General features: G+C 58.4%; 23 protein-coding genes. 3 read left to right on the top strand and 20 right to left on the bottom strand.

What is annotated here, in order from left to right; all coding sequences use genetic code 11:
- Positions 1-81: 81 nt before the first annotated feature.
- Both MHY22_RS00460 and dxr read right to left on the bottom strand, forming a co-directional pair.
- The gene (locus MHY22_RS00460; protein WP_239277456.1) at positions 82-1290 is read right to left on the bottom strand and encodes an RIP metalloprotease; all 1209 of its coding nucleotides are present in this window, start codon (positions 1288-1290) and stop codon (positions 82-84) included.
- A 14-nt stretch (positions 1291-1304) separates the two neighbouring features.
- The gene (gene dxr, locus MHY22_RS00455) at positions 1305-2465 is read right to left on the bottom strand and encodes a 1-deoxy-D-xylulose-5-phosphate reductoisomerase (protein ID WP_239277454.1); all 1161 of its coding nucleotides are present in this window, start codon (positions 2463-2465) and stop codon (positions 1305-1307) included.
- A gap of 132 nt (positions 2466-2597) precedes the next feature.
- Here dxr and MHY22_RS00450 point away from each other — a divergent pair, with 132 nt between their 5' ends.
- Positions 2598-3104, top strand: coding sequence for a DUF2631 domain-containing protein (locus MHY22_RS00450; protein WP_239277453.1), 507 nt, complete (start codon positions 2598-2600; stop codon positions 3102-3104).
- A 186-nt stretch (positions 3105-3290) separates the two neighbouring features.
- On the opposite strand, the gene MHY22_RS00445 is transcribed toward MHY22_RS00450, so the two are convergent.
- Genes MHY22_RS00445 through rlmN form a run of 3 tightly spaced genes read right to left on the bottom strand, consistent with a single transcriptional unit; the run spans position 3291 to position 6862 of the window.
- Positions 3291-4883, bottom strand: a complete 1593-nt coding sequence (locus MHY22_RS00445; protein ID WP_239277452.1) for a hypothetical protein — start codon at positions 4881-4883, stop codon at positions 3291-3293.
- 5 nt (positions 4884-4888) lie between these two features.
- Positions 4889-5719 (bottom strand): ABC transporter ATP-binding protein, encoded by an 831-nt coding sequence (locus tag MHY22_RS00440; RefSeq protein ID WP_239277450.1) that lies wholly within the window; start codon positions 5717-5719, stop codon positions 4889-4891.
- 18 nt (positions 5720-5737) lie between these two features.
- Complete coding sequence (gene rlmN / locus MHY22_RS00435) at positions 5738-6862, bottom strand: 23S rRNA (adenine(2503)-C(2))-methyltransferase RlmN (protein WP_005325218.1); 1125 nt, start codon at positions 6860-6862, stop codon at positions 5738-5740.
- 82 nt (positions 6863-6944) lie between these two features.
- Here rlmN and MHY22_RS00430 point away from each other — a divergent pair, with 82 nt between their 5' ends.
- Entirely contained in the window at positions 6945-7352 is a 408-nt protein-coding gene (locus tag MHY22_RS00430; protein WP_239277448.1) for a lipopolysaccharide assembly LapA domain-containing protein, read from the top strand.
- Between the two features lie 83 nt (positions 7353-7435).
- On the opposite strand, the gene MHY22_RS00425 is transcribed toward MHY22_RS00430, so the two are convergent.
- From MHY22_RS00425 to rpsB, 5 genes are all read right to left on the bottom strand, one after another.
- Positions 7436-8314, bottom strand: a complete 879-nt coding sequence (locus tag MHY22_RS00425; RefSeq protein ID WP_239277446.1) for a phosphatidate cytidylyltransferase — start codon at positions 8312-8314, stop codon at positions 7436-7438.
- A 148-nt stretch (positions 8315-8462) separates the two neighbouring features.
- Positions 8463-9020, bottom strand: coding sequence for a ribosome recycling factor (gene frr, locus MHY22_RS00420; RefSeq protein WP_239277444.1), 558 nt, complete (start codon positions 9018-9020; stop codon positions 8463-8465).
- A 71-nt stretch (positions 9021-9091) separates the two neighbouring features.
- The gene (pyrH, locus tag MHY22_RS00415) at positions 9092-9778 is read right to left on the bottom strand and encodes a UMP kinase (RefSeq protein ID WP_239277749.1); all 687 of its coding nucleotides are present in this window, start codon (positions 9776-9778) and stop codon (positions 9092-9094) included.
- A 263-nt stretch (positions 9779-10041) separates the two neighbouring features.
- On the bottom strand, positions 10042-10854 hold the full coding sequence (gene tsf / locus MHY22_RS00410; RefSeq protein WP_005325225.1) for a translation elongation factor Ts: 813 nt from the start codon (positions 10852-10854) through the stop codon (positions 10042-10044).
- 299 nt (positions 10855-11153) lie between these two features.
- On the bottom strand, positions 11154-11987 hold the full coding sequence (gene rpsB, locus MHY22_RS00405) for a 30S ribosomal protein S2 (RefSeq protein ID WP_005325233.1): 834 nt from the start codon (positions 11985-11987) through the stop codon (positions 11154-11156).
- Positions 11988-12365: 378 nt separating this feature from the next.
- Between rpsB and MHY22_RS00400 the strand changes: the two genes are divergently transcribed.
- Positions 12366-12887, top strand: coding sequence for a M23 family metallopeptidase (locus MHY22_RS00400; protein ID WP_239277443.1), 522 nt, complete (start codon positions 12366-12368; stop codon positions 12885-12887).
- On the opposite strand, the gene MHY22_RS00395 is transcribed toward MHY22_RS00400, so the two are convergent.
- From MHY22_RS00395 to MHY22_RS00350, 10 genes are all read right to left on the bottom strand, one after another.
- The gene (locus MHY22_RS00395; protein WP_239277442.1) at positions 12884-13801 is read right to left on the bottom strand and encodes a tyrosine recombinase XerC; all 918 of its coding nucleotides are present in this window, start codon (positions 13799-13801) and stop codon (positions 12884-12886) included. The two genes, MHY22_RS00400 and MHY22_RS00395, sit on opposite strands and share 4 nt — an antisense overlap.
- A 35-nt stretch (positions 13802-13836) precedes the next feature.
- A complete protein-coding gene (gene dprA, locus MHY22_RS00390; RefSeq protein WP_239277441.1) occupies positions 13837-15018 on the bottom strand; it encodes a DNA-processing protein DprA in 1182 nt (393 codons plus the stop codon).
- Positions 15015-16577 (bottom strand): YifB family Mg chelatase-like AAA ATPase, encoded by a 1563-nt coding sequence (locus MHY22_RS00385; RefSeq protein ID WP_239277440.1) that lies wholly within the window; start codon positions 16575-16577, stop codon positions 15015-15017. The genes dprA and MHY22_RS00385 overlap by 4 nt, the downstream gene beginning before the upstream one ends.
- A complete protein-coding gene (locus tag MHY22_RS00380) occupies positions 16564-16962 on the bottom strand; it encodes a YraN family protein (protein ID WP_239277439.1) in 399 nt (132 codons plus the stop codon). Before MHY22_RS00380 ends, MHY22_RS00385 begins: the two co-directional genes overlap by 14 nt.
- A 170-nt stretch (positions 16963-17132) precedes the next feature.
- The gene (locus tag MHY22_RS00375; protein WP_005325239.1) at positions 17133-17438 is read right to left on the bottom strand and encodes a DUF2469 domain-containing protein; all 306 of its coding nucleotides are present in this window, start codon (positions 17436-17438) and stop codon (positions 17133-17135) included.
- Positions 17439-17500: 62 nt separating this feature from the next.
- Entirely contained in the window at positions 17501-18142 is a 642-nt protein-coding gene (locus MHY22_RS00370) for a ribonuclease HII (protein WP_200435492.1), read from the bottom strand.
- Positions 18129-18866 (bottom strand): signal peptidase I, encoded by a 738-nt coding sequence (lepB, locus tag MHY22_RS00365; RefSeq protein ID WP_239277438.1) that lies wholly within the window; start codon positions 18864-18866, stop codon positions 18129-18131. Before lepB (MHY22_RS00365) ends, MHY22_RS00370 begins: the two co-directional genes overlap by 14 nt.
- The gene (gene lepB, locus MHY22_RS00360) at positions 18844-19647 is read right to left on the bottom strand and encodes a signal peptidase I (protein WP_239277436.1); all 804 of its coding nucleotides are present in this window, start codon (positions 19645-19647) and stop codon (positions 18844-18846) included. Before lepB (MHY22_RS00360) ends, lepB (MHY22_RS00365) begins: the two co-directional genes overlap by 23 nt.
- Before the next feature lie 187 nt (positions 19648-19834).
- Positions 19835-20179, bottom strand: a complete 345-nt coding sequence (rplS, locus tag MHY22_RS00355; protein WP_005325245.1) for a 50S ribosomal protein L19 — start codon at positions 20177-20179, stop codon at positions 19835-19837.
- Positions 20180-20327: 148 nt separating this feature from the next.
- Positions 20328-22442 carry a YhgE/Pip domain-containing protein gene (locus tag MHY22_RS00350; protein ID WP_255717914.1) on the bottom strand — a complete coding sequence of 705 codons (2115 nt, stop codon included), beginning with the start codon at positions 22440-22442 and terminating at the stop codon, positions 20328-20330.
- Between the last annotated feature and the right edge of the window lie 30 nt (positions 22443-22472).

Below are 22472 nucleotides of genomic sequence, written 5' to 3'. Positions count from 1 at the left end.
TACATACGGTGGGTGATTAACGCCCCCACTCTAGCACTGCTTGCTTTATGCCTGAAGTGCGCGCAGCGGGGGCTGCGGCGACTAGCCAAATAGCCGTATGGGGTTGACCACATCGGCGACGATGACGATGGCGCCGACGCCCATCAGCAGCGCGGCCATGACATAGGTCACCGGCATCAACTTGGTGTAATCGGCCGGCCCCAGAGCTGGCTTGCCCGCCAGTTTGCGGATGCCATCGCGCAGCTTTTCATAGATGATGACGGCGATATGTCCGCCGTCGAAAGGCGGCAGCGGAATCAGGTTAAAGAGTGCGAGGAAGAAGTTCAGCGTGGCCAGCATCATAAAGAACATCGACCACAGGGAACGCTCCGCCAATTCGCCGCCCACGCGAGAAGCGCCGACGACGGACATCGGGCCATCGGCCTCGCGTTCGTGGCCGAAGATGGAGGCCACCACACCCGGAATTTTGCCCGGGAATTGCTTCAGCCCGTCGACCGTTGCGTCCAACGAGTAGGTGCTAAAGCGCCAGGTTGCCGGTAGGGCGTCGACGGCGCCGTGCTTTTCGACGACATCGATTAGCTGATTGCTCAGCCCGATTGAGCCAGCATCCACCAGCTCGCCGTCTTGGTTCAACCGCTTGACCGTATCGAGGTGGACTGTGAAGTCCCTGTCTTCCCCACCGCGCTCAACCGTCAGCGTGATGGTCTCGCCGGGGCGCTGCATTACCTCATCGCGCAGCTGGGTAAAAGAATCCAGCTTCTGGCCACCGAGGGCCACGACGATATCGCCCTCCTGCACGCCGGCCTTTCCAGCGGGGCCTTTACCCGTGCACGTCTCTAGCTCTTGGTTCGGCTTCTGATTGGCCGAGCACGTCACCTCACCCACGCGCGGGCGCACATCAGCATCAGGGTTGGGCAAACCAGCCGTCATCGCCACAAAGTAAAGGATGACAAAGCCCAAAATCAGGTTGACACCGATGCCGCCGGCCATCACAATTATGCGCTGCCACCACGGCTTTCTATACATTGCATGGGGCTCTTCTTCCTCGGTGAGGAATTCATCCTGCGCGGTCATGCCAGCGATATCACAGAACCCGCCTACTGGGAAGGCCGCAAGTCCATATTCGGTGTGGCCCTTCCGGAAGGAAAATAGGCGCGGCCCAAAGCCAATAAAATAACGGCGCACGCGCATGCCAAAGGCACGCGCCGTGAGCATATGGCCTGCTTCGTGCAACGCTACGGTAAGCCCGATGCCAAGGGCGAAAAACACAATGCCCAGCAAGTTTGCCATGGTGTGAAAGCTTTCTAGTCAGCCAGCGAATCAATCAGCGCATTCGCGCGCCTGCGCGCCTCGCCTTCTACCGCGAGGATTTCATCGAGGCTAGAGACTACACCAGCAAACTCGGATGCGGAATCAAGGATCGTGCCCACGACGTCCACGATCTCCGGGAAATGGATGCGCCCGGACAAGAACGCGGCCGCAGCTTCCTCATTAGCGGCATTATAAATGACCCCTGTTCCCTCGGCCGCGGCCCGGCGGGCGAGGCTGACGGCGGGAAAGGCGGCATCGTCAAGCGGCTCAAAACGCCAGTCATGCGCCTGCGCAAAGTCCAAGGCCGGCTGGGCGCCTGGTACGCGGTGCGGCCAATTCAGCGCCAGCGAAATGGGCAGCTTCATTGACGGCGGCGAGACCTGAGCAATTGTGCAGCCGTCTTTGAAGGTGGCCATGGAGTGAATGATGGACTGCGGGTGCACGGTGACGTCGATGCGCTCCGGGGCGATGTCAAAGAGCAGGGTGGCTTCAATCAGCTCCAGGCCCTTATTAATGAGGGTGGCAGAGTTGAGGGTATTCATCTGCCCCATGGACCAGGTTGGGTGCTGCGCTGCCTGCTCAGGGGTCACGTCCCACATCTCTTCGCGCGACCAACCGCGGAAGGGTCCACCAGAGGCGGTAAGGACGAGCTTATCCAGCTCCTCCTCCTCGCCGGCGCGCAGGCACTGCGCCATGGCGGAATGTTCCGAGTCAACAGGGATAATCTGGCCAGGGCGCGCCTTCTGCGTAACCAGCGTGCCACCCGCGACGAGGGATTCCTTATTGGCCAAGGCTAAGTACTCGCCCATTTCCAGTGTGGCCAAGGTGGCTTTGAGCCCCAAAGAACCCACCAAGGCATTGAGTACCGTATCGGCCGGGGCCGAGCGCACTAGGTGCTCTGCAGCGTCGGCGCCACTCAAAACCGAACCGCCTAAAGCGGCCGACACCTCGGCGGCTGCGGCCTCGTTGGCCACAGCAACGTGGTCAAACGAAAGGTTGAGGCTACGGGCTTGTTCGATGATGAGCTGCGGGTTGGAGCCACCCGCAGCGATTCCCACGACGTCGAATTTATCGGGATTATCCGCAATGACTTCCAGAGCCTGCGTGCCGATTGAACCGGTGGAACCAAGAATGAGTATTCGCTGAGTAGTCACGCCTCCACCCTAGCGCCCACCACCATTGGGCGTGCGCGGCAGGTACGCCGCACTGCGACGGGGGTGTTTAATCGCCATCTCAGGTGCGATGTTTTAGAATGTGTAGCAGACAAATGGCATTGGTGTGCCCGCATGCCCATCGCGCAGACGGACACACGCAGAAGCGAAGGAGAGCAAGTGTCTTCCCACAAGCCGGTACCGCAGGTATTTGACGGTGTTTCTACTGAGGACGTTCCATCCGCAGGATTCGGTTGGTCCCGCATCAGCCGCTCTGGCGTGCAGATCGCTGGTTGGATCTCTGTCCTGTTCCTGCTTGCCTACAACTTTGGTAACCACAAGGGCCACGTTGAGACCATCTGGCTCATTGCCTTGGCTATCTTGATCGCCGTTGGCCTGCTCATCCACGCTTTCCAGCCTAAGCTGCACCAGGTTCGCACCGTGACCGCCCGCAACCAGCCGGTGGGCCACCAGGAGCCGGACTGGGTCTACGACCAGAAGACCAACACCGGTGTATACGCTGAGCTGTCCGATTCCCAGCTGCGCGCGCTCAACATTGAGCCTTCCCGCGTTTCTCACCTGCGCGTTGAGCCAGGCACCAACAACGCCACCCCGGTTACCTCCGGCAAGCACACGCTCTAAGCTTTTAGCACGCTTTAGCTACCGCCGCCCTTCCCTGCGAAGGCCGGCGGTTTCTTTATGCCTCCGCTTGGCGACGCCCCCTACTCACCAACGCAGTCTGTCGTTGAGGCCCCACTCCCAGCCCCCCACGGACCCAATCGCGCCCTGGGAGGGCAGCGATGCGGCCACTGTCGCGGGGCCGGAGGATTAAGACACCCAGTGCCCCACCTTGGCGTAAATCTCAGGCAAGGAGTTGTCCACACGTTTGCCGCTTACCCGGAGGGCAAAGATATAACACGCAACGGGAACCGCAATGACGAGGATAAAACCCAGCGCAACCAGCGCCATATTCGAGCCGTAGCCGATGGCCATTGGAATGACGCCAGGGATAATCGGCGTCCAGCCAATAAACAAATTCAAAATGGCGCTTAAGAAGGCACTGGCCGAGTAGCCGGATTTATCTGCCCACATACTGCCACCGGGCCGCGCGGTGGCAAAGGGATTAAAGGTGGATAGCAGCAATGACAACCCCGCAGAAGAAATGAAAATTCCCAGTGCGACCACCATCAAACACCCGGTGAGCGCTTTGTCGGCGCTCACTGCGAAAAGCACCGCCGCCGAGAGGACGAAGGTTATGGCCGTGGGCGCCAAGTGCGCCCAGTGCCGCGCGTAGACAAAGGTGCGCGGACGAACTGGTGCGGCCATCTTTACCCACAGGCTTGGACCGTCGTAACCGAAGTCATTGGTGGCTACAATTCCACCGAAGAGTCCCAGAAATAGCACTCCTATAGACGGCATGACGGAATCAGTAGTAAAGCCCTGAATGATAAAGACGATTGCCAAAATCGGCTGCATGATGATGGTGCCGATAAGGCGAGAGTCGCGGAAAATGTAGCGCAGCGAGCGCGTAAATTCCATGGCAGCCGGACCGCGATAGGAAAAGGTGCCCAAGGAAAAGCGACTTATCCCTTTGGCCTTTTCGCGGCGTTGGTGCGCCGGAGACAAGAGTGTGCGACGCTCGAATTGCAAGCGCAACAACCGGTGCCACGCCCACACGGCTGCGCCCAGCGACGCCGCGGCGATGAGGACCTGTGCTAGTGCCACCGCCAGTTGGCCTTGGGCGAGCGCGAGCGCCCAGCCCACCGGTGCGCCTACGGGCGTCCATGCCAGACCCTCGCCCACAGTTCCCAATGGGAAGTCAGAGCCAGCGAGGGAAGCAAGCCGATTAGAACCAAAGATGAGCAAGAACACCGCCAGCGCACCCAAAACTTTGAGGGTGGTCGAGCTTAGCTCCGCGACAGTAACCCCAGCATAGACCGCGAGATCTACTAAGACCAGCGTCAGAACTAGGGAAAAGAGCATGCCTAGGCAGAAGGGCACGATGAACAATGCCTTACCATTGGCCGCCAAAATCACACTTCCCGCCACCGCATAGGCGATGGAAAGCAGGACAGATACAGGTGCTCGCAGATTGAGTACTGAGGCAATAGCAAGCGCCGGTGTGATGTCTTTTAACCGCAATGGCAATGCGGAGAGCTCACGGGCAGAAAGTTGGTTCTCCCCGCTGGGCATGATGAGGGTGATAACGATAAAGGCCAGCGTTCCTACAGCGGGGGCCACGGTAAGGGCTTGCATTTTTCCAGTTCCGATGGAGATATCCGCCGCAGCAAGAGCGCTCAGCGACGCGAGGCCGATGAGACCGTAGAGCAAGAGGCAGATAGGGATCATAACCGCCGCGGCATTCGCCTTGAGATTGCGCGCCCAGAGTGTGCGGTGCAGCTTGAGGAGCGTCGAAGTCATTGAGCTTACGCCTCCCCTTCCCCGCGCTGCGGCTCGCCGCCTCCACGGCGCAGCCAATCGAAAGAGCCCGCATCAAAATCACTCCCACCGGCAAAGTGGATAAAGGCATCCGTCAGGCTGCCGCCTTGGCGCACCTCCTCCACGTGGCCAGCAGATAGCACCTGTCCTCCCGCGATAATGGCTACGTGGTCACACAAGCCTTCTACCAATTGCATGACGTGTGAAGACAGGATTACGGTGCCACCGCGGGCGGCATAGGCGCGCAAGAGCTCCTGAATGAGCTGGCCGGAGACTGGGTCCACCGCTTCCAAAGGCTCGTCGAGGATCACTACCTCTGGGTTATGCAGGAGCGCACCTGCCAAAAGGATCTTCTTAGTCATGCCGGCGGAGTAGTCCGCGATGGGTTTATCGGCGGCGTCGGCAAGCTGCAGGGCATCCAGCAGTTGTGCGCTGCGGCGCTCCACCTCGGCTTGGTTCATGCTGCGCAACGCACCTAAATAGAACAAGTACTCCGGGCCAGACAAGCGGTCAAAGACGGGAGCACCATCAATGAGCAGGCCCATCGCCGCCTTAGCCGCAATCGGTTCCTGCCACGTATTGTGCCCAGCGATAAAGGCCTCGCCGCTATCCGGGCGCAGCAGGCCGCATGCCATGGTCAGCATGGTGGTTTTGCCGGCGCCATTAGGGCCGACGATGCCATAAATAGAGCCCCGCGGAATGTCGAGGCTCAAATTCGACACCGCGGGGCGCCCAGCGAACGATTTATTCAGACCGCGCACGGCAAAGGCCTGCGCGGTGGGGTCATCTGCAAGCGGCGGATAATTCGGAATAATCATATCCGCCAATCTTATCAGTTAGGCGGACTTATCTTCCCGTTCATCCGCTGCGAGCTGACCACAAGCTGCCGCAATCTCATCGCCCTTTGTATCGCGCACCGTGCAAGGAACGCCTTGGGCCTGTACGCGGCGCACGAACTCGTCTTGGCGGTCCTGCGGGGCTGCATCCCACTCCGAGCCCGGCGTGGGGTTCAGCGGAATGACATTGACGTGAACCTTGGAGCCCAGCTTCTGATGCAGCTTGCGGCCCAGCATATCCGCGCGGAAATCCTGGTCATTCTTATCGCGAATCAGAGCATACTCAATGGACACGCGGCGAGCAGACTTATCCGCGTAATAACGCGCGGCATCGAGCACCTCATCGACGGACCAGCGGTTATTGACCGGCACGAGACCATCGCGCAGCTCATCATCCGGAGTGTGCAAGGAAACGGCGAGCGTGCAGGCCAAATCTTCGTCCGCCAGCTTACGGATTGCCGGTGCCAAGCCCACGGTAGACACGGTCACGTTGCGCTGGGAAAGACCAAAGCCGGCACCATCCTGGCCGGTAATCTGTCGCACGGCCTGCACCACGCGCTTGTAGTTGGCCAGTGGCTCACCCATGCCCATGAAAACTACGTTGGACAGGCGGCCGCCTTCTGCTGCCATTGCAGCTGCAGCATGGCGGAACTGCTCAACAATCTCACCCGTAGACAAATTGCGGTCCAGACCGCCCTGGCCGGTAGCGCAGAACGGGCAGGCCATACCGCAGCCGGCCTGGGAAGAAATACACAACGTAGCGCGCCCTGGGTAGCGCATCAAAACCGACTCCAGCAGCGTGCCATCATGCAAACGCCACAGGGACTTAGTGGTCTCGCCGTCATCCGTGGAAGTAGTCCGGATAGGCTGCATTAGCTCAGGGAAGAAAGCTTCCTTGACTGCTTCGCGCTTGCCGGCGGGGATATCGGTCATATCCTCTACATTGTCGGTATAGTGCTCGTAATAGTGCTTAGCCAGCTGCTTTGCGCGGAATTTAGGCAGGCCAATTTCTGCGAGCTTGTCAATACGCTCGGTTTCGGTCAGGTCCGCGAAGTGCTTAGGGGGAAGTCCGCGGCGCGGGGCGGAGAAGTTAAGTTTCACTGGTTGAGCCATAGTGTTGCCCATCTTTCCACGGTCTGCGTGGGTTTTTCCAATTGAAAGCCATGCCAAGTGGCATAATCGACAGGTTTAAAGAAATAATGGATGCATGACAAATCCGAATTACCCCGCAGATGACTTTTCTTCTTCCGACGCAGACCTCTCCTCGACGGAGATGAACACTTCTGCACCGGAGACCGGTTCTAGCCTAGAGCCAACGGTCTCTGACTCTACTTCTCACTCCACCCAGCCTTCCGGCAAGGCAAAGGGATCTTTCGCAGCCAGCACGTGGATCGCGCTCATTGTAGGTTTCCTGCTGCTGATTGTTCTCATCGTTTTCATCATGCAAAACCAGCACGCGGTTCCCATGAACTTCCTAGGCTGGTCCGGTGAGTTCCCTGCCGGAATTGCTTTCCTCATCTTCGCCATTGGCGGAGCGCTCATCATGGCACTGGTGGGTGGCTGGCGTATGTTTGAGTTGCGCCGCCAACTTCGCAAGCAGGCTCAGCAGGTATAGGTCTTAAAAGCCGCCTCTCCCCCCTGTCCTGCCTACTTAGGAAAGACTATTGGGGAGAGGCGGCTTTTGCGTACCCGCTGTTCCTATGGTGTGAACGTTGCCAGGAAGCTAATGGCCACCCAGGTAACCATGGCGGAAGGCAGCATGCCATCCAGGCGGTCCATCAGTCCACCATGGCCTGGCAGCAAGGCCGACATATCCTTGATTCCGAGCTCACGCTTAAACTGTGATTCCACTAAGTCGCCCAAGGTGGCACAAATGACAAGGCCAAGCCCCATTAGGCCGCCCACCCAGGCATCGTGATGGAGCAGGAACTTCACGGTAAGCGCGCCGGTGACCATGCCAAAAAGGATGGACCCGGCAAAGCCCTCCCACGATTTCTTGGGGCTTACTGCAGGGGCCATGGGATGCGAGCCAAACATCACTCCGGCGATATAGCCACCAGTATCGGAGGCCACCACGCACAACATGAAGACGACGATGGAAGCGGCACCACTGGCAAACGGGGTCGACACCAGCGACAGCATTGCTGCGAAGGTGGCAAAAAGCGGAATCCACGTTAGGACAAAAATGCCGACGGACATATCACGCAGGTAGTTAATGGGTGGGCGATGGCGACCATTATGGAAGAGGCGACCAAACATAAGCGCCAGCACAGCGGTGACATAGACCGCGACAAGGCCGGGCGCGCCCAGTGGCCACGAGATCCACACCATGGCTTGGCCCAAAATAATGAGCAGTGTGCGCGGAATATAGTAGGAATGCTCCCGCAGGCGGCTGAGCACCTCCCACATGGCAACGCCAACTGCAAGGGCCACGACCGCGTACCACGCGAGTGGTCCGGCCCATACGGCGAGCACGACAAGTGCGCCGAGGCCTACGCCAACGCCGATAGCAGCCGGCAAATCGCGGCCTGCACCATTCTTCGGCTGAGGCAATCGGCGGTTAATGGCGTCACTCACCGTGTCCGGCTCCTTTCACTGCTTCTTTCGCGCCCCTCGCTGACTTCTACTGCTCGACCTCCGCTACTCCTAACTTCGGAGCTGTAGGCCGCGGAACAGAAAAAGCGCCGCCGGCCGGGGACGGGCACGGCGGCAATGACGGGAGGTCTTAGACCTCCATCAGCTCGTTTTCCTTATTATCTACCAGCTTATTCACCTGCTCGATGTAGCCGGAAGTAATCTTTTCCATTTCCTTTTCCGCTGCGATGACCTCGTCCTCGCCGGCGTCGCCGTCCTTCTGCAGCTTCTTCAACTGCTCCATGGCCTTGCGGCGAATATTACGGATAGCAATCTTGCCGTCCTCGCCCTTGCTCTTGGCCAGCTTCACCATTTCTTTACGACGCTCCTCCGTCAGCTGCGGAACGGTCACGCGCAGAACCTGACCATCGTTGGTGGGATTCACGCCCAAGTCCGAGTTGCGGATGGAGTTTTCAATCTCATGAATCATGGACTGCTCATAAGGCTTGATGAGCAGCATGCGCGGCTCCGGTACGGAAATGGTAGCCATCTGGGTAATTGGGGTAGGTACACCGTAGTATTCGGCTACCAAGCCGTTGAACATGGTGGGGTTCGCGCGGCCGGTACGAATGGTCACCAGCTGCTCGCGGGTGTGCTCGACGGAAGCGGTCATGTGCTCTTCTGCTTCGAGCTGAATCTCATCGATCATGAGGTTAAATCATCCTTAAACGAATAGGGGTGGCTGTATAAAAAGGTAGCAGGTTCGCAGCCCTTACAGTATTAGGACTGCACCAGCGTGCCGATAACTTCGCCTCCTGCGGCACGGGCGATATTGCCCTCCTCCAGCAGGTTAAAGACCAAAATTGGCATATCATTGTCCATGCACAGGCTAAACGCCGTAGCATCTGCAACCTTAAGGCCCTTTTCAATGACCTCACGCGGAGTGATTTCAGAGTACAGTTCCGCATCCGGGTTGGTACGTGGGTCATCGGAGTAGACGCCGTCGACTGCCTTGGCCAAGAAAAGAACCTCGGCGCCAATTTCCAGGGCACGCTGCGCGGCAGTGGTATCCGTGGAGAAGTACGGCATGCCCATGCCGGCGCCAAAGATAACCACGCGACCCTTTTCAAGGTGACGCTCAGCGCGCAGCGGCAGGTACGGCTCGGCAATCTGCGCCATGTTGATGGATGTCTGCACGCGGCAGTCCACGCCTTGCTGCTTGAGGAAGTCCTGTAGTGCGAGGGAATTCATTACCGTACCCAGCATGCCCATGTAGTCCGAGCGAGCACGATCCATGCCGCGCTGGGAGAGTTCTGCGCCGCGGAAGAAGTTTCCGCCACCGATAACCACTGCAATCTCGATTCCCTGACGGGAAACCTCGGCGATCTGGCGGGCTACGTTTTCAACCACATCTGGGTCGATGCCGACCTTGCCGCCGCCGAACATCTCACCGCCCAGCTTCAGCATTACTCGCTTGTATCCGGTTCGCTTAATATCTGCAGCAGTCACGCCTACTTCGTCTCCTTAACGCGGGGCAGTTTCAATCTCCGCCCTATCTTACCCATATATCTTTCGCTTCCTCACACCGCCCGCCGGTGCAGGCCACTAGGCAATTGCTACGTGCCGGGCCCACCTAGGGACAGTCAAGCCGCACTAATCGTCACGGTGAGCGCACAACAAAACCCACGAAGGGTCATCCTTCGTGGGCTAAGTGTTAAAGCGGGGTAGGCTTAAGCGCCAACCTCGTAGCGAACGAAGCCGGTGATGGTGGTGCCAGCTTCTTCAGCAACCTGCTTTACGGTCTTCTTGTTATCAGACAGGGAAGCCTGCTCCAGCAGAACGATGGACTTGAAGAAGCCGTTCAGGCGGCCTTCCACGATCTTCGGCAGGGCTGCCTCTGGCTTGCCCTCCTCACGAGTGGTGGCCTCAGCGATCTCGCGCTCCTTCTCGACGATCTCTGCAGGAACGTCCTCGCGGGTGAGGTACTCAGCGTTCATTGCAGCAATCTGCAGGGCTGCAGCGTGAGCGCCTTCCTCGCTGCCCTCGTAGGAAACCAGAACGCCCACTGCCGGCGGCAGGTCAGCGGAACGCTGGTGCAGGTAAACGGCAACGTTGTCGCCCTCTACGGTAACTGCACGGCGTGCCTGCAGCTTCTCACCGGTCTTTGCAGACTCCTCGTCCACGACCTCGGAGACCTTCTTGCCGTCGATCTCAATGTTGTTGAGCTCGTCAGCGGAGTTTGCCTTGGCCTCAGCAGCAGCGTCAGCAATCTTGGCTGCGAAGGTCTTGAAAGCCTCGTTCTTAGCAACGAAGTCGGTCTCACAGTTGATCTCGACCATGGTGTTGCCGGAAACGGCGATGAGACCCTCGGTAGCCTCACGGTCAGCGCGCTTGGAGACGTTCTTAGCGCCCTTAATGCGCAGGTACTCAACGGCCTTGTCGTAGTCGCCGTTGGACTCTTCCAGAGCCTTCTTGCAATCGAGCATGCCGGAGCCGGTAGCTTCGCGCAGTGCCTTGACGTCTGCAGCAGTGTAGTTCGCCATAGTTGGGGCGATCCTCCTTGAAAATCAAACAGTGTTCGTTCAAACAGCGTAGTCGACGCGGTGAAATCGCGCCGCTTTAGGGTGGCAGAAACCACCCCTTTCCCACCTATGCATGAAAGTGGAGCTGGTTTCAGCAGCCCCCAGCATAGATAAAACCAACCCCCGCCGCCGTTAAAGCACGGTGGCGGGGGTTGGTAAACAGCCTTGGGCAGGAATTACTCTCTTGCTGCCCCACACCAAAAGTGCGTGGGGTATTCAGTTAAACGCAGGTAAGGAAGATTCCTAGCGAGAAGTTAAGACTACTTCTCGGCCTTGTCTGCGGATGCTTCCTCAGACTTTTCCGCGGAGGCCGGGTCGGAAGCTGCGGCAGCTGCCTCAGCGTCACGCTTTTCCTTCTCAGCGGAGTCGCCGGCAGCTTCCTTAGCTGCAGCCAGCTGACGCTCCTCACGAGCCTTCTTGCCTTCCTCAACAGCGGAGGCAACGATGCCGGAGAGCAGCTTGGTGGAGCGGATGGCGTCGTCGTTGCCCGGGATCGGGAAGTCAACGTCGTCCGGGTCGCAGTTGGTGTCCAGGATGGCAACAACCGGGATGTTCAGCTTGTGAGCTTCCTTGACCGCGATGTGCTCCTTGTTGGTATCAACAATCCACAGTGCGGACGGGGTCTTGGCCATATCGGAGATGCCACCCAGAACGCGCTCAAGCTTGGCGCGCTCACGGTTGAGCATGAGAACTTCCTTCTTGGTGCGGCCCTTGTAGCCGTCCTCACGCTCATCCATTGCCTGAAGCTCCTTCATGCGCTTCAGACGCTTGGAAACGGTCTGGAAGTTGGTGAGCATGCCGCCCAACCAGCGGTGGTTGACGTAAGGCATACCGACGCGGGTTGCTTCCTCAGCAACTGCTTCCTGAGCCTGCTTCTTGGTACCAACGAACAGGATGGTGCCGCCGTGTGCAACGGTTTCCTTGACGAACTCGTAAGCCTCGTCAATGTAGGTCAGCGTCTGCTGCAGGTCGATGATGTAGATGCCGTTACGGTCAGTGAAGATGAAACGACGCATCTTCGGATTCCAGCGACGGGTCTGGTGGCCAAAGTGCACACCAGCGTCGAGGAGCTCGCGCATGGTTACAACTGCCATGATTCGCTCGCTTTCTTTTATCTTGTCTTTCGGTTTTCCAATTGTGCGGTGTTTTATTCCGCACCCTAGCAACGAAGGCCCCGCTGACACCTTGTTTCCAAGGACCACGTCAACCGTCAGGCTGTCTCTTCCTTCCAGCAGGAAGCGACAACTTCGCCGCGCGTAGTCAATGCCTCCACGAGGTGGACACACTGCTGCCACAAAGAATAATCCCCTTACGCTGGTTTTTCCAAACCGAAGTCAGCTTATCCACAACTTCGCCGCAGCCACTTTGCCTCAATCGTCACAATCGACTCAATCACATCATGCAACCCAAGTTGTCCACAACTAAAGGAGAACTCACTTCCCAACCGCTTGCCTCCGGCGGACACTGTGCCCATGAATCAGTTTCTTTCCTCCTCCACATTTCCCGCTTGCCGACGCCCCGCCTTCCTCCCCGCCGCTTTCCTCACCCTTCTTTCGCTTCTTATTCTGTGTTGCCCACCGGCCACAGCCTATGTCGACCCCGCCTCCGGCAAACCTAGCCCAGCGCGGGTACTGCGTGGATTCGATGCCCCCGAACAAAAGTGGAGCCCTGGCCACCGCGGCGTCGACATGGCCCTATCGGTGGGCTCGCCGGTGGTAGCCGCCGAAGACGGCAAGGTCGCCTTTGTGGGCACGGTTGCTGGCAAACCAGTTGTCTCCATAGCCCACGCGGATGGAGTGAGAACGACGTATCAGCCCGTGCACGGCTCCGTAAAGCAGGGCCAAGAAGTCCGCGAGGGCCAAGTTATTGGCCGTTTAGGCAATCCCGTCGATGGCTACCCCGGACTGCACTGGGGCGCACTTATCGCAAAAGATTCCTACATCGATCCTTTAACCCTGCTGGACATGCCGGTGATTCGACTCAAACCGCTTTAGGCTCGGGGATGGGCTTGATCGTATACGCGCTGCAAGCGCTGCGCGGACACGTGGGTATAAATCTGCGTGGTATTAAGCGAGGAGTGCCCCAGCAGTTCTTGCACTACGCGCAAATCCGCCCCGCCTTCCAATAGGTGGGTCGCGGCAGAGTGGCGCACCCCGTGCGGGGTAAGCCCCTGTGTACCAGTGACTTTGGCGGCCTTTTCTACAATGCGGCGCACCTGGCGTTGATCGATGCGCCCTCCCCTGCTGCCAACAAAAACTGCTTCAGTATCGGCCGCAGCGATTTCTCCACGGCCTTTGTCAATCCACTGCTTTATGGCGTCTTCCGCTGCGTGCCCGAAAGGCACTACACGCTGCTTATTGCCCTTACCGGTGACGTGCAAGGTACCGCGTTGAAAATCAATATCCCCTAGATCTAGCCGGACCAACTCCGCCACGCGCATACCGGAGGCATAGAGCAACTCCAGGATGGCACTATCGCGAAGGAAGTGGACTTCATCGGCAGAGACCGCATTGCCCATAAGCTCGCCGGCCTGCTCAGGAGCGAGAACCGTGGGAAGGTGACGCCCCACTTTGGGCGTAACTAGGCGGGCAGCAACGTCTCGCTTCAGGTGCCCTTCGCGCACTGCCCAAGTAGAAAAACCCTTCGCTGCCGCGGTGCGCCGTGCCAGGGTGGAACGCGACTTTCCTTCCGTAACAGCTTCTGCCAACCATTGGCGCAGGCTGTTGAGGTCAAACTCCGCGAAGGTAGGCACGCTGCGTGCAAGGTCGCGCAAGTCGGAGCGATACCCGCGCACCGTCGCTTCTGCGCGGCCTTTGACATGTAGTTGGAAATCCGCGAAGTCCTCAATGGCCTCAGCCATCTGCCCCTCAACTTTCGGAGACTTCGCGGACTTTCCATCTTCACTCATGCCACAGCAGTGTACTCGCCCTACGCAGGTGCCATTTATTCCGTTTCCCGGCGCGCCCAGGTATTGCCATGGCGGACGACAACGCACATCTTTTCCAGTGCCAGTAGTAAGTGAACTGTCAGCGGTAAACGGAATCCCGCTTCGCGCGCAATGTCTTCTGCCGTTGCTTTCTCCTGTCCTAGCGGTGGCGTCGCGTCAAAGACACGCAACTCATTGCGGGAGAGGCGTTGGGTCATGGTTGCCGCAAAATTGATTTCATACTGTGCGCCTGGGTCCACTTCCCCGGCGCGACTTACTAATGCGCGAACTTCATCGGCACTGGTAACCAACTGTGCGCGGCCTTCTTGAATGCGCTGATGGCAGCCCAACGAACCGCTAGTAGTTATTGGTCCCGGCACCGCCATCGCAACACGCCCAAGCGCCTCTGCCCAGTTAAGGGTGTTTAATGCACCAGATCGAAACGCGGCCTCCATAACTACTGTGCCGTGGCTCAGCGCTGCCACTAGGCGGTTCCGCGTTAGGAACCGGTGGCGCTTCGGTGCGGTTTCCGGCGCGAATTCAGAAACGATGCAGCCGTTATCTGCAATCTTGGCAAATAGGTTGGCATTGCGGGCTGGGTAGTCCCTATCGATACCACACGCTGCTATGGCTACCGTGCGCCCGTTGTTGTGCAGGGCGGTTTCGTGCGCGACGGTATCCACTCCCAGCGCGCCGCCGGATATTGGAGTCCATTCATGCTGAACCAATCCGGACACGACGTTGTGGGTGGCCTGCCAGCCATAGCGAGAAATGGCACGAGTACCGACGATGGCCACAGCTTGAGCAACCTCTGCCTGCAATGGCGCACCGCGCACCCACAGGCTATGCGGTGGCAATGCTTGGTCATCAAAAGTAGCTGGAGCCTCCCCGCTGTGCTGATAGAAGCCGAATGCAGAGTCAAACTCCTCTGTAGGCCACTCTGGGCTTTCTGCCGTAATGAGCCGAGCCCCGACCCTTTCGGCTGCCGCCATATCTTCGGCTTGCCGCAACCAGTCATAGCGAGAGGCCGTGCGGGCCAAAAGCGGGCCAATCCAGTCGGCGCGATTGTAGATTCCGTGGGCGATTTCCTCAGCTGGATACTGCGTAAGCAAGGCCTGCAACGCCGCAGAGGGACCTTCCACCACTCGGTTGAGGTATACCCAGGTGGTATAAGGAGTAGAGAGATCAAGTTCGCTCATGCTGCGAGCCTCCCTACATTAATTGAGCCGCGCAGATCGAGCGCGCGCCCTATTTCGTCCAGGTCCGGCTGCGCCTTTCCTGCTAGATCCGCCAGGGTCCAGGAGAGCTTCAATACGCGGTCCACTCCGCGCTGGGATATTTCGCCATCTGCCAAATATGCGGACAACATGACCATAGCGGCTTCTGCAGCCGGCCTCTTTCGGCGCAGATAGGACGAGGGAACTTCCCCATTGGTGCGCGCGGTGATGCCATCCGCCCACCAGCGCGCGGCGGCACGTTCACGGGCAGCGGCGACGCGCTCGGCGATGACTGCGGATTCCTCTTCGCCCTCCGCGTTAATAGTTGCCGCCTGCCCCGTTAGCGTGACCACCATATCCAGGCGGTCTCGCAGCGGACCGGAGAGGTTGGATAGATAGTTCATGCGCTCGTGCGGATTGCACCTGCACTTGGACGGGTCTTCGGCCGCACACCTGCACGGGTTTGCCGCCATGACCAATTGGAAGCGAGCAGGATAGGTAACCTCGCGGCGCGAGCGCGCCAATCGCACGTGTCCTTCCTCCAACGGTGCACGCAGACCATCGAGTACCGGCGCGGCTACTTCACTGGCCTCGTCGAGAAAGAGCACACCATTGTGAGCCAAGCTCACCGCACCAGGGCGCGGATGACCGGAACCGCCACCAAGAAGTGCAGCCCGAGTTACCGAGGCATGCGGGGCGATGAACGGGGCGCGCTCGATAACCTCACCTGGGGTCCCGGTCAGCGAATGAATTGCAGTGGTTTCGACCTGCTGGTCCGGGGTAAGGGTAGGCAGAATGGTGGGCAGACGCGAGGCGATCATGGATTTTCCTGACCCAGGCGGCCCAATCATCATCAGGTGGTGGCCGCCGGCGGCCGCAACCTCGGCAGCCCATTTCGCATTGGATTGACCAGCAATATCGCTAAAGTCGAGGCGCGATGCCGCCGCTGGCGTGGGGTTGAGGGAACCCGAAAAACTTCCAGCTTGCGGCAGCCCACGGTTTCCGCAGGCCCATCCGAAAGCTTCCTTCAAAGACGACGCAACCAGTACGTCCATGTCCGGCACCAATGTCGCCTCGGCGGCATTGCCAGGCGGAACAAGGAGAGTTGTTATTCCTTGTTCCCGTGCGGCAAGGAGGGCAGGGATGATGCCTGCTACAGGCCGAACGGAGCCGTCGAGGCCGAGCTCGCCAAGAACTAGAGTGCGCTCAAGGCGTTGGGCGGGCGAGGGAGTACTGCCAAAAGACGGGAAGTCGGCCTCCGCCTGTGCCGCGAGGATTGCAAGTGCTATGGGTAGGTCAAAGTGGGACCCGGATTTGGGAAGCGAAGCCGGGGACATGGAGACCACCACTTTGGTCTTCGGCCAGGGCAGATGGGAATTAAAGGCTGCGGTCTTGATTCGGTCCCGGGATTCGGAGATTGCGGTATCCGTCTGGCCTACAACGTGTATCCCTGGCAGCCCGTGACCGACGTTCGCCTCCACGTCAACCAACTGAGCAAGGACTCCGTTGAGGGACATGGTCAAACAATTACCTAGAGCCATCTTCAACCCCCTTGAAGTGCTCCAGCGCAAACCCCTGCCCGCGCGCGACCAAGGCAATGACGTCGAATCGCACCTCAGACAGTGGCCTTCCGTCGAGCCACTGCGCCGCGGCTTTACGCAGGCGCGCGAGCTTCTGCAGGGTTACGGCCTCAGCTACCCCGTAGCTAGAATTGGCGCGGGTCTTTACCTCAACAAAGACGATGGTTCCGTTAGGTTCCCGGGCGATGAGGTCGATCTCTCCCACTCGATAAGAGACGTTGGCAGCGATGATTTCTGCTCCGCGCTCGCGCAGATAGCGCGCTGCGAAGGCCTCTCCCCTTTTGCCTAAGACTTGTTTATGGCGAGGCTTCTTCGTGGCCAAGCGGTGTTCTGAATTAAAGTGCATTGCGGTTTCCTTGTGCGTTGGGAAATTCATTGGCCAGCACAGAACACCGCAGTTGGCAAGGCTTATACAAGGGACGCAATAGCAAAAAGGCCCTAGCTGTGGATAACTAGGCTCTGCAACTCTGTTATCCACAGCTAGGGCGCGGCGCCGTGTGCGCCGGCTTGACAAAACTATTCCGGCATCATGAATTCCGGCTTATCCAGCTCCTCGATATTGACGTCCTTGTAGGTGATAACGCGGACGTAGCGCACAAAGCGCGCGGAGCGGTACATATCCCATACCCAAGCATCAGACATGCGCACCTCGTAGTAGACATCGGGCCCAGAGGTATGCGGAATAAGCTCTACCGCATTAGCCAGATAAAAGCGCCGCTCAGTTTCAACGACATAGGAAAACTGGCTGACAACGTCCCGGTACTCGCGGTAGAGGGACAGCTCTACCTCAGCCTCGTAGTTATCGAGTTCCTCTGCACTCACGGTGGACCTCCAGATTGTGGGTTAGCTCGCTTTAGCTTAGCGCGAGAAAGGCTAGATTTTAGCTAGGCACGCGCGGCAAACTCCGCATGAGCGCGGCGGACATTCTCATAGCTCATCCGGTGCTCCGGGCACGCTCCAAGCGCCGCAATTGCGGCCTCATGCGCCTTGGTTCCGTACCCCTTATGGCTGCCTAACCCGTAGCCGGGGTACCGCGCATCCAGCTCGTGCATCAGGTGGTCGCGGCTGACTTTGGCCAATACACTCGCCGCGGCGATACACCGCGCGGCCGCATCGCCGCCAATAATGGGCAGGTGGGGTTGGGTGAGGCCGGGGATAAAGAGGGCGTCGGTAAGCACATAGCCCGGACGTGCTTCCAGGCGCGCAACTGCCCTGCGCATGCCGGAAATATTGGCGCGCTGGATGCCGCGCTTATCGATGTCCCCCGCACCAATATGCACCACAGACCAGTCCACAGCCTTGTCTTTAATCAGGGGAAAAAGCTTCTCACGCTGTTTGGGAGTTAGCTTCTTTGAATCTGTAAGCTGCGCCAACTCCTCGATCGGCCGATCGGGCATGACACAGGCCGCGATGGTGATTGGCCCACAGCAGGCACCGCGCCCAGCCTCATCCACGCCGGCTACCGGGCCTAAACCGGCCTTGCTCAAAGCGACCTCGTAGGTGCGTCGCTGTTTAAGCCGCCGCATGCGAAATTTCCGGGTGCTGCACCCCGCCCCAACGCGACAGCGGCAAAATGATGGCCTCGACGCGGCCGCGGACGTTGTTCACCGGCACGGTGCCCTGCAAATGGTCACCCAAGTGCGCACGGGAATCGAGGGAGTTGGTGCGATTATCACCCATCACCCAAAGGTTTCCCTCGGGGACGGTGACCGGGCCAAAATACTCACCGCCGCACTCTCGCGAGCCCACGCTGGGGTCTACGGGAATCTCCGGCGGATCGAGGACGAAGGATTGCTCAATGGGCCTTCCATCCACCATGACCGCAGGATCGCCAGCCTGACAACTCACCGTCTGCCCGCCAGTAGCAATGACGCGCTTTACCAGGATATTCTCCCCATTAGGAAGCAGCCCTACGGCCGACAAAGCGTTCTGCGCGCCGCGCACAAAAATATTGTGCGAGCGATTGACCTCAAACTCGTTATTCCATGAGTCGGGCCCTTCAAAAACCACAACCTCCCCGGGCTTGGGGTCCGTGAAGTAGTAGCTGACCTTTTGCACGGCAATGCGGTCATTTTTACAGCCGGGACACCCGTGCAGGGTCGGCTCCATCGAAGCAGAAGGAATGACATACATCCGCCCCACCAGCGCCTGCAGGAGCACCAGCAGGACAAAGCCTGCCACCACGGGGATGAGAAAATCCCGGGTGCGCAGGCGTTGGGAGGAAGGCTTATTCCTGAATGTCCGGGTCATCGACCCCACCTATGCGGGTAAACGGCCAGAATACGAATTTCACCTTGCCGCGGACGTTTTCTACTGGAACCGTGCCATGGAACTTATCGGTCATGTGGTAGCGAGAATCGGCCGAAGCAGTACGGTTATCGCCCATCACCCAGATATTGTCCTCCGGTACCTCGACGGGACCAAAGTACGGACCACCGCAGGCCTCCGAGCCGGTCGATTCATCTACCGGGTACGTTGGCGGGTCTTGCACATAGTCTTGCTCGATGGGCTTGCCATCTACCATGACTGCAGGATCGCCCTCCTGGCAGGACACCGTCTGTCCGCCGGTAGCGACCACACGCTTGACCAGAGTATTTTCGTCTGGCGGTGCCAAAGATACGAAGCTCAACGCATCCTGCACGCCATGAATGATCGGATTGGACGAGCGCGGTGAGACGTAGCTGGAGTTCCAGTCCTCGGTACCCTTGAATACGACGACATCGCCTGGTTCTGGCTCGCCGTCACCGTAGTAAGAGATCTTTTCCGTAAAGATGCGGTCATTTGTGCAGCCCTCGCAGCCGTGGAGAGTCGGCTCCATCGAACCCGATGGGATCACATACTGCCGGCCGATAAAGTTCTGGAATAGTCCGACGATCACGAGAACCGTCGCCACTACCAGAAGGGTTTCCAGCAGCCACGGCATTTCCTTCTTCTTAGTCGCCTCTTTGCCTTGCTGGGTGGCGTCTCCCTGTACTGGGTGGGCCCCCTCGCCTTCTGGCGGCTGTTCCTGCGAGATGCTGTCTTTATTCACGCGCTAGATCCTAGCAACCCCACGCCCGATGTCCGGTCTTATCCCCCTCGCGGCAGGGGGATTCACAGTCAACTTTTCGTTTGCGGCCTTCCCCCTTGACATGAGGATGAAGGGAATTGGACATAGAAACATCCCCCTGCACCCACGGTTGGATGCAGGGGGATGCTGGCGCGCAGCGTCGCTAGTACTAGCGACGCTCCTTGATGCGAGCCTTCTTGCCGCGCAGATCGCGCAGGTAGTAGAGCTTCGCACGGCGGACGCGGCCACGGCGGGAGACCTTGATGGACTCCAAGTTCGGGGAGTGAACCGGGAAGGTACGCTCAACGCCGATACCGAAGGAGACCTTACGGACAGTGAAGGTCTCACGGATGCCGGAGCCCTGGCGACGGATGCAGATGCCCTTGAAGAGCTGTGCACGCTCGTTGTTGCCCTCGATAACCTTTACGTTAACGTCAAGGGTATCGCCTGGGCGGAAGGACGGGATATCGTCGCGCAGCTGTGCTGCATCGACCTTGTCAATAATGTTGGACATGCCAATATTCCTTTTCAGTTTGGGACAGAGGACCCTAGCGGCGTACAGCCTAACCGGTTCGTGCCCGTTACATAGAACGGTGTACTACTTTTCCATATTCGCCAGCAAGAACCAAATTCTTCTATAGCTGGCCCTGGCCCCACCCAAACTATGCCGCCGCAGTGGACTTTGCACGAAAGAGGTGTTCATCAACAATTCTTGCAGTACCTAGGTGACGCGCACGGAAAACCGCTTGAGACGCTAAGAGCGCAAGCAGTGCGGTCACGACCAGTACCCCCATGCCGGTCCAGAAGGTCGTATCATAAATTCCGTCAGTAGCGCGCGTGAAGGCATCCTTTGCATAGGCCATCGGATGGAGGGGGTGAACAACGCTGAGCGGCCGCGGAATAGCGGCTACCGGCCACACACCGCCGAAGACCATCACGCCTAAAGCGAAGAGTCCCGCGGCAAACACACCACCTACCTTTCGCCCAAACGTCACCAAGAAGAACTGGTAGGTTGCCGCGCCTGCTGCAGCTATCACCGCTATCACCCCGAGTATCATTGGCCAGCTTTCAGGTACCCAGCCCAGCGTCGCAGACATGAGTGCCATAAATGCTAGAACAAGAAAGTTGAGAATAGTTAGTACGCCAAAAGCTCCAAGTATTCCGCGCGCTGGATGCACCACACGGACTCCTCGTCGGCCTAAGTAATACGGAAGCATCAAAGCTACAAGCAGCATGACGAGGAAGCCAAAGACGAGGACCAAAAGAAGTGAGGCACCGCCGGTAATGTCCTTGTGAGTAGGGTCCAAGGGGTTTACCACGGTTTGAACCGGATGCACATTGGACGCCGTGAAGTTGATAGGCACGGCCATGTTTTGAGCCGACTTATCGGGCTTGGAAATAGTTGGCGCTTTGGCTACTCCATCCGCCAGCTTCTGGGATAGTTCACCGGAACCAGACTTGAGCTTATCCATACCGCCTTTAAGCTCTGCGCCTCCGGCCGCTAACCGATCGGTTCCTTCTTTAAGAGTACCGGTACCTGCATGAAGGCGGGTGGCACCATCGTGCAGCTGCGAGGCTCCATCGCTTAGCTCTCCCACGCCTCCACGAAGCTGCTTGGTTCCATCCGAAAGACGATGGGCACCAACATTGAGCTTATTCATTCCCCCCAGATACTCCGAGTTGGGATCTGAAAGGTTGTAATGTAGCTGACCAGTCCCCTCCGAAAGCTGCTCGAGTTTGTCCACCATGTTTCCGCTCGCTTCAGGGTCAAGCTTGGATACGAGCGAATTGAGTTGCTCTGCCTGCTGCTCCATACCTAAATTGCGCAATGCGCCTACCAGCTGCGACAGTGCTGGGACCACAATCTGGGCCTGCTTAAGCACTGGAATAAGCATTCCCGTGAGCTGATTGACTCCGCCATCGATCTGACCGGCGCCGTCAGCAAGACGGCCAGTTCCAGAAAGCAGTTTATCGGACCCTGTGGCAAGCTGAGCCGCACCTTCATCGAGCTGGACCGCACCCTCATCGAGGCGCCCAACCCCTTCATTGAGACGAGCGGTTCCATCGACCAAAGACGAGGTTCCGTCATTAATCTTTCCGGCACCAGCTCCCAATTCCCTGATTCCAGCGACAGCACGGCTACCACCCTCCTGAAGCTTCCCAGCGCCCTGATCAAGACGCCCAGCGCCGTCGGCGGCATTGCCTAGGCCGTCACTTAGTTTGTTGAGCCCCTCAATTACCTGGTCAGCGTATTTCTTCGAAATCGCGTTTTCCACACTGGTTTGCACCTGGGGAATCAGACTCGAGGAAATGACGGAGCCATTGGACCCGTAATAGTCATTACTAGCAAAATGGATTTCAGGCTTGACGGGATCGTCACTGATGATGGTCACCGCCCGCTGGGAAAAATCTTTGGGGATGGTCACCACCATCAAATACTTGCCCTTGATTAGGCCTTCATCACCCTCAGGCTTTTCCACCTCTGTGAAATTGAGGTAGTTGGTATCTAGCAATCCTTCTACCACCTGTTCACCGTAGTTGGTGTACGTGTCCTGCTTATCTACGCCCACGTCCTCATTGACCACCGCCAAGTCGATCTTGCGCATGTACTTGGAAGGGTCCCACATCGCCCACATCATGGTCCCGGCAATAATGATGGGCGCAACCAAGAAGAACACTATGCATACTCGGGCCAACACGCTGCGGGGCCGCCAATCGAGTAGGCGGTGCCAACCCAATACTCCCCTGCTGTAACCCCTTTTAGCCCCGTTGCTCATTTCTTTCTCCTTGCACTAAACAGTGACTCG

This window comes from Corynebacterium sp. ACRPO, from assembly GCF_022347205.1.
Classification (GTDB): domain Bacteria; phylum Actinomycetota; class Actinomycetes; order Mycobacteriales; family Mycobacteriaceae; genus Corynebacterium.
This window is presented reverse-complemented; position numbering and strand designations above follow the sequence as displayed.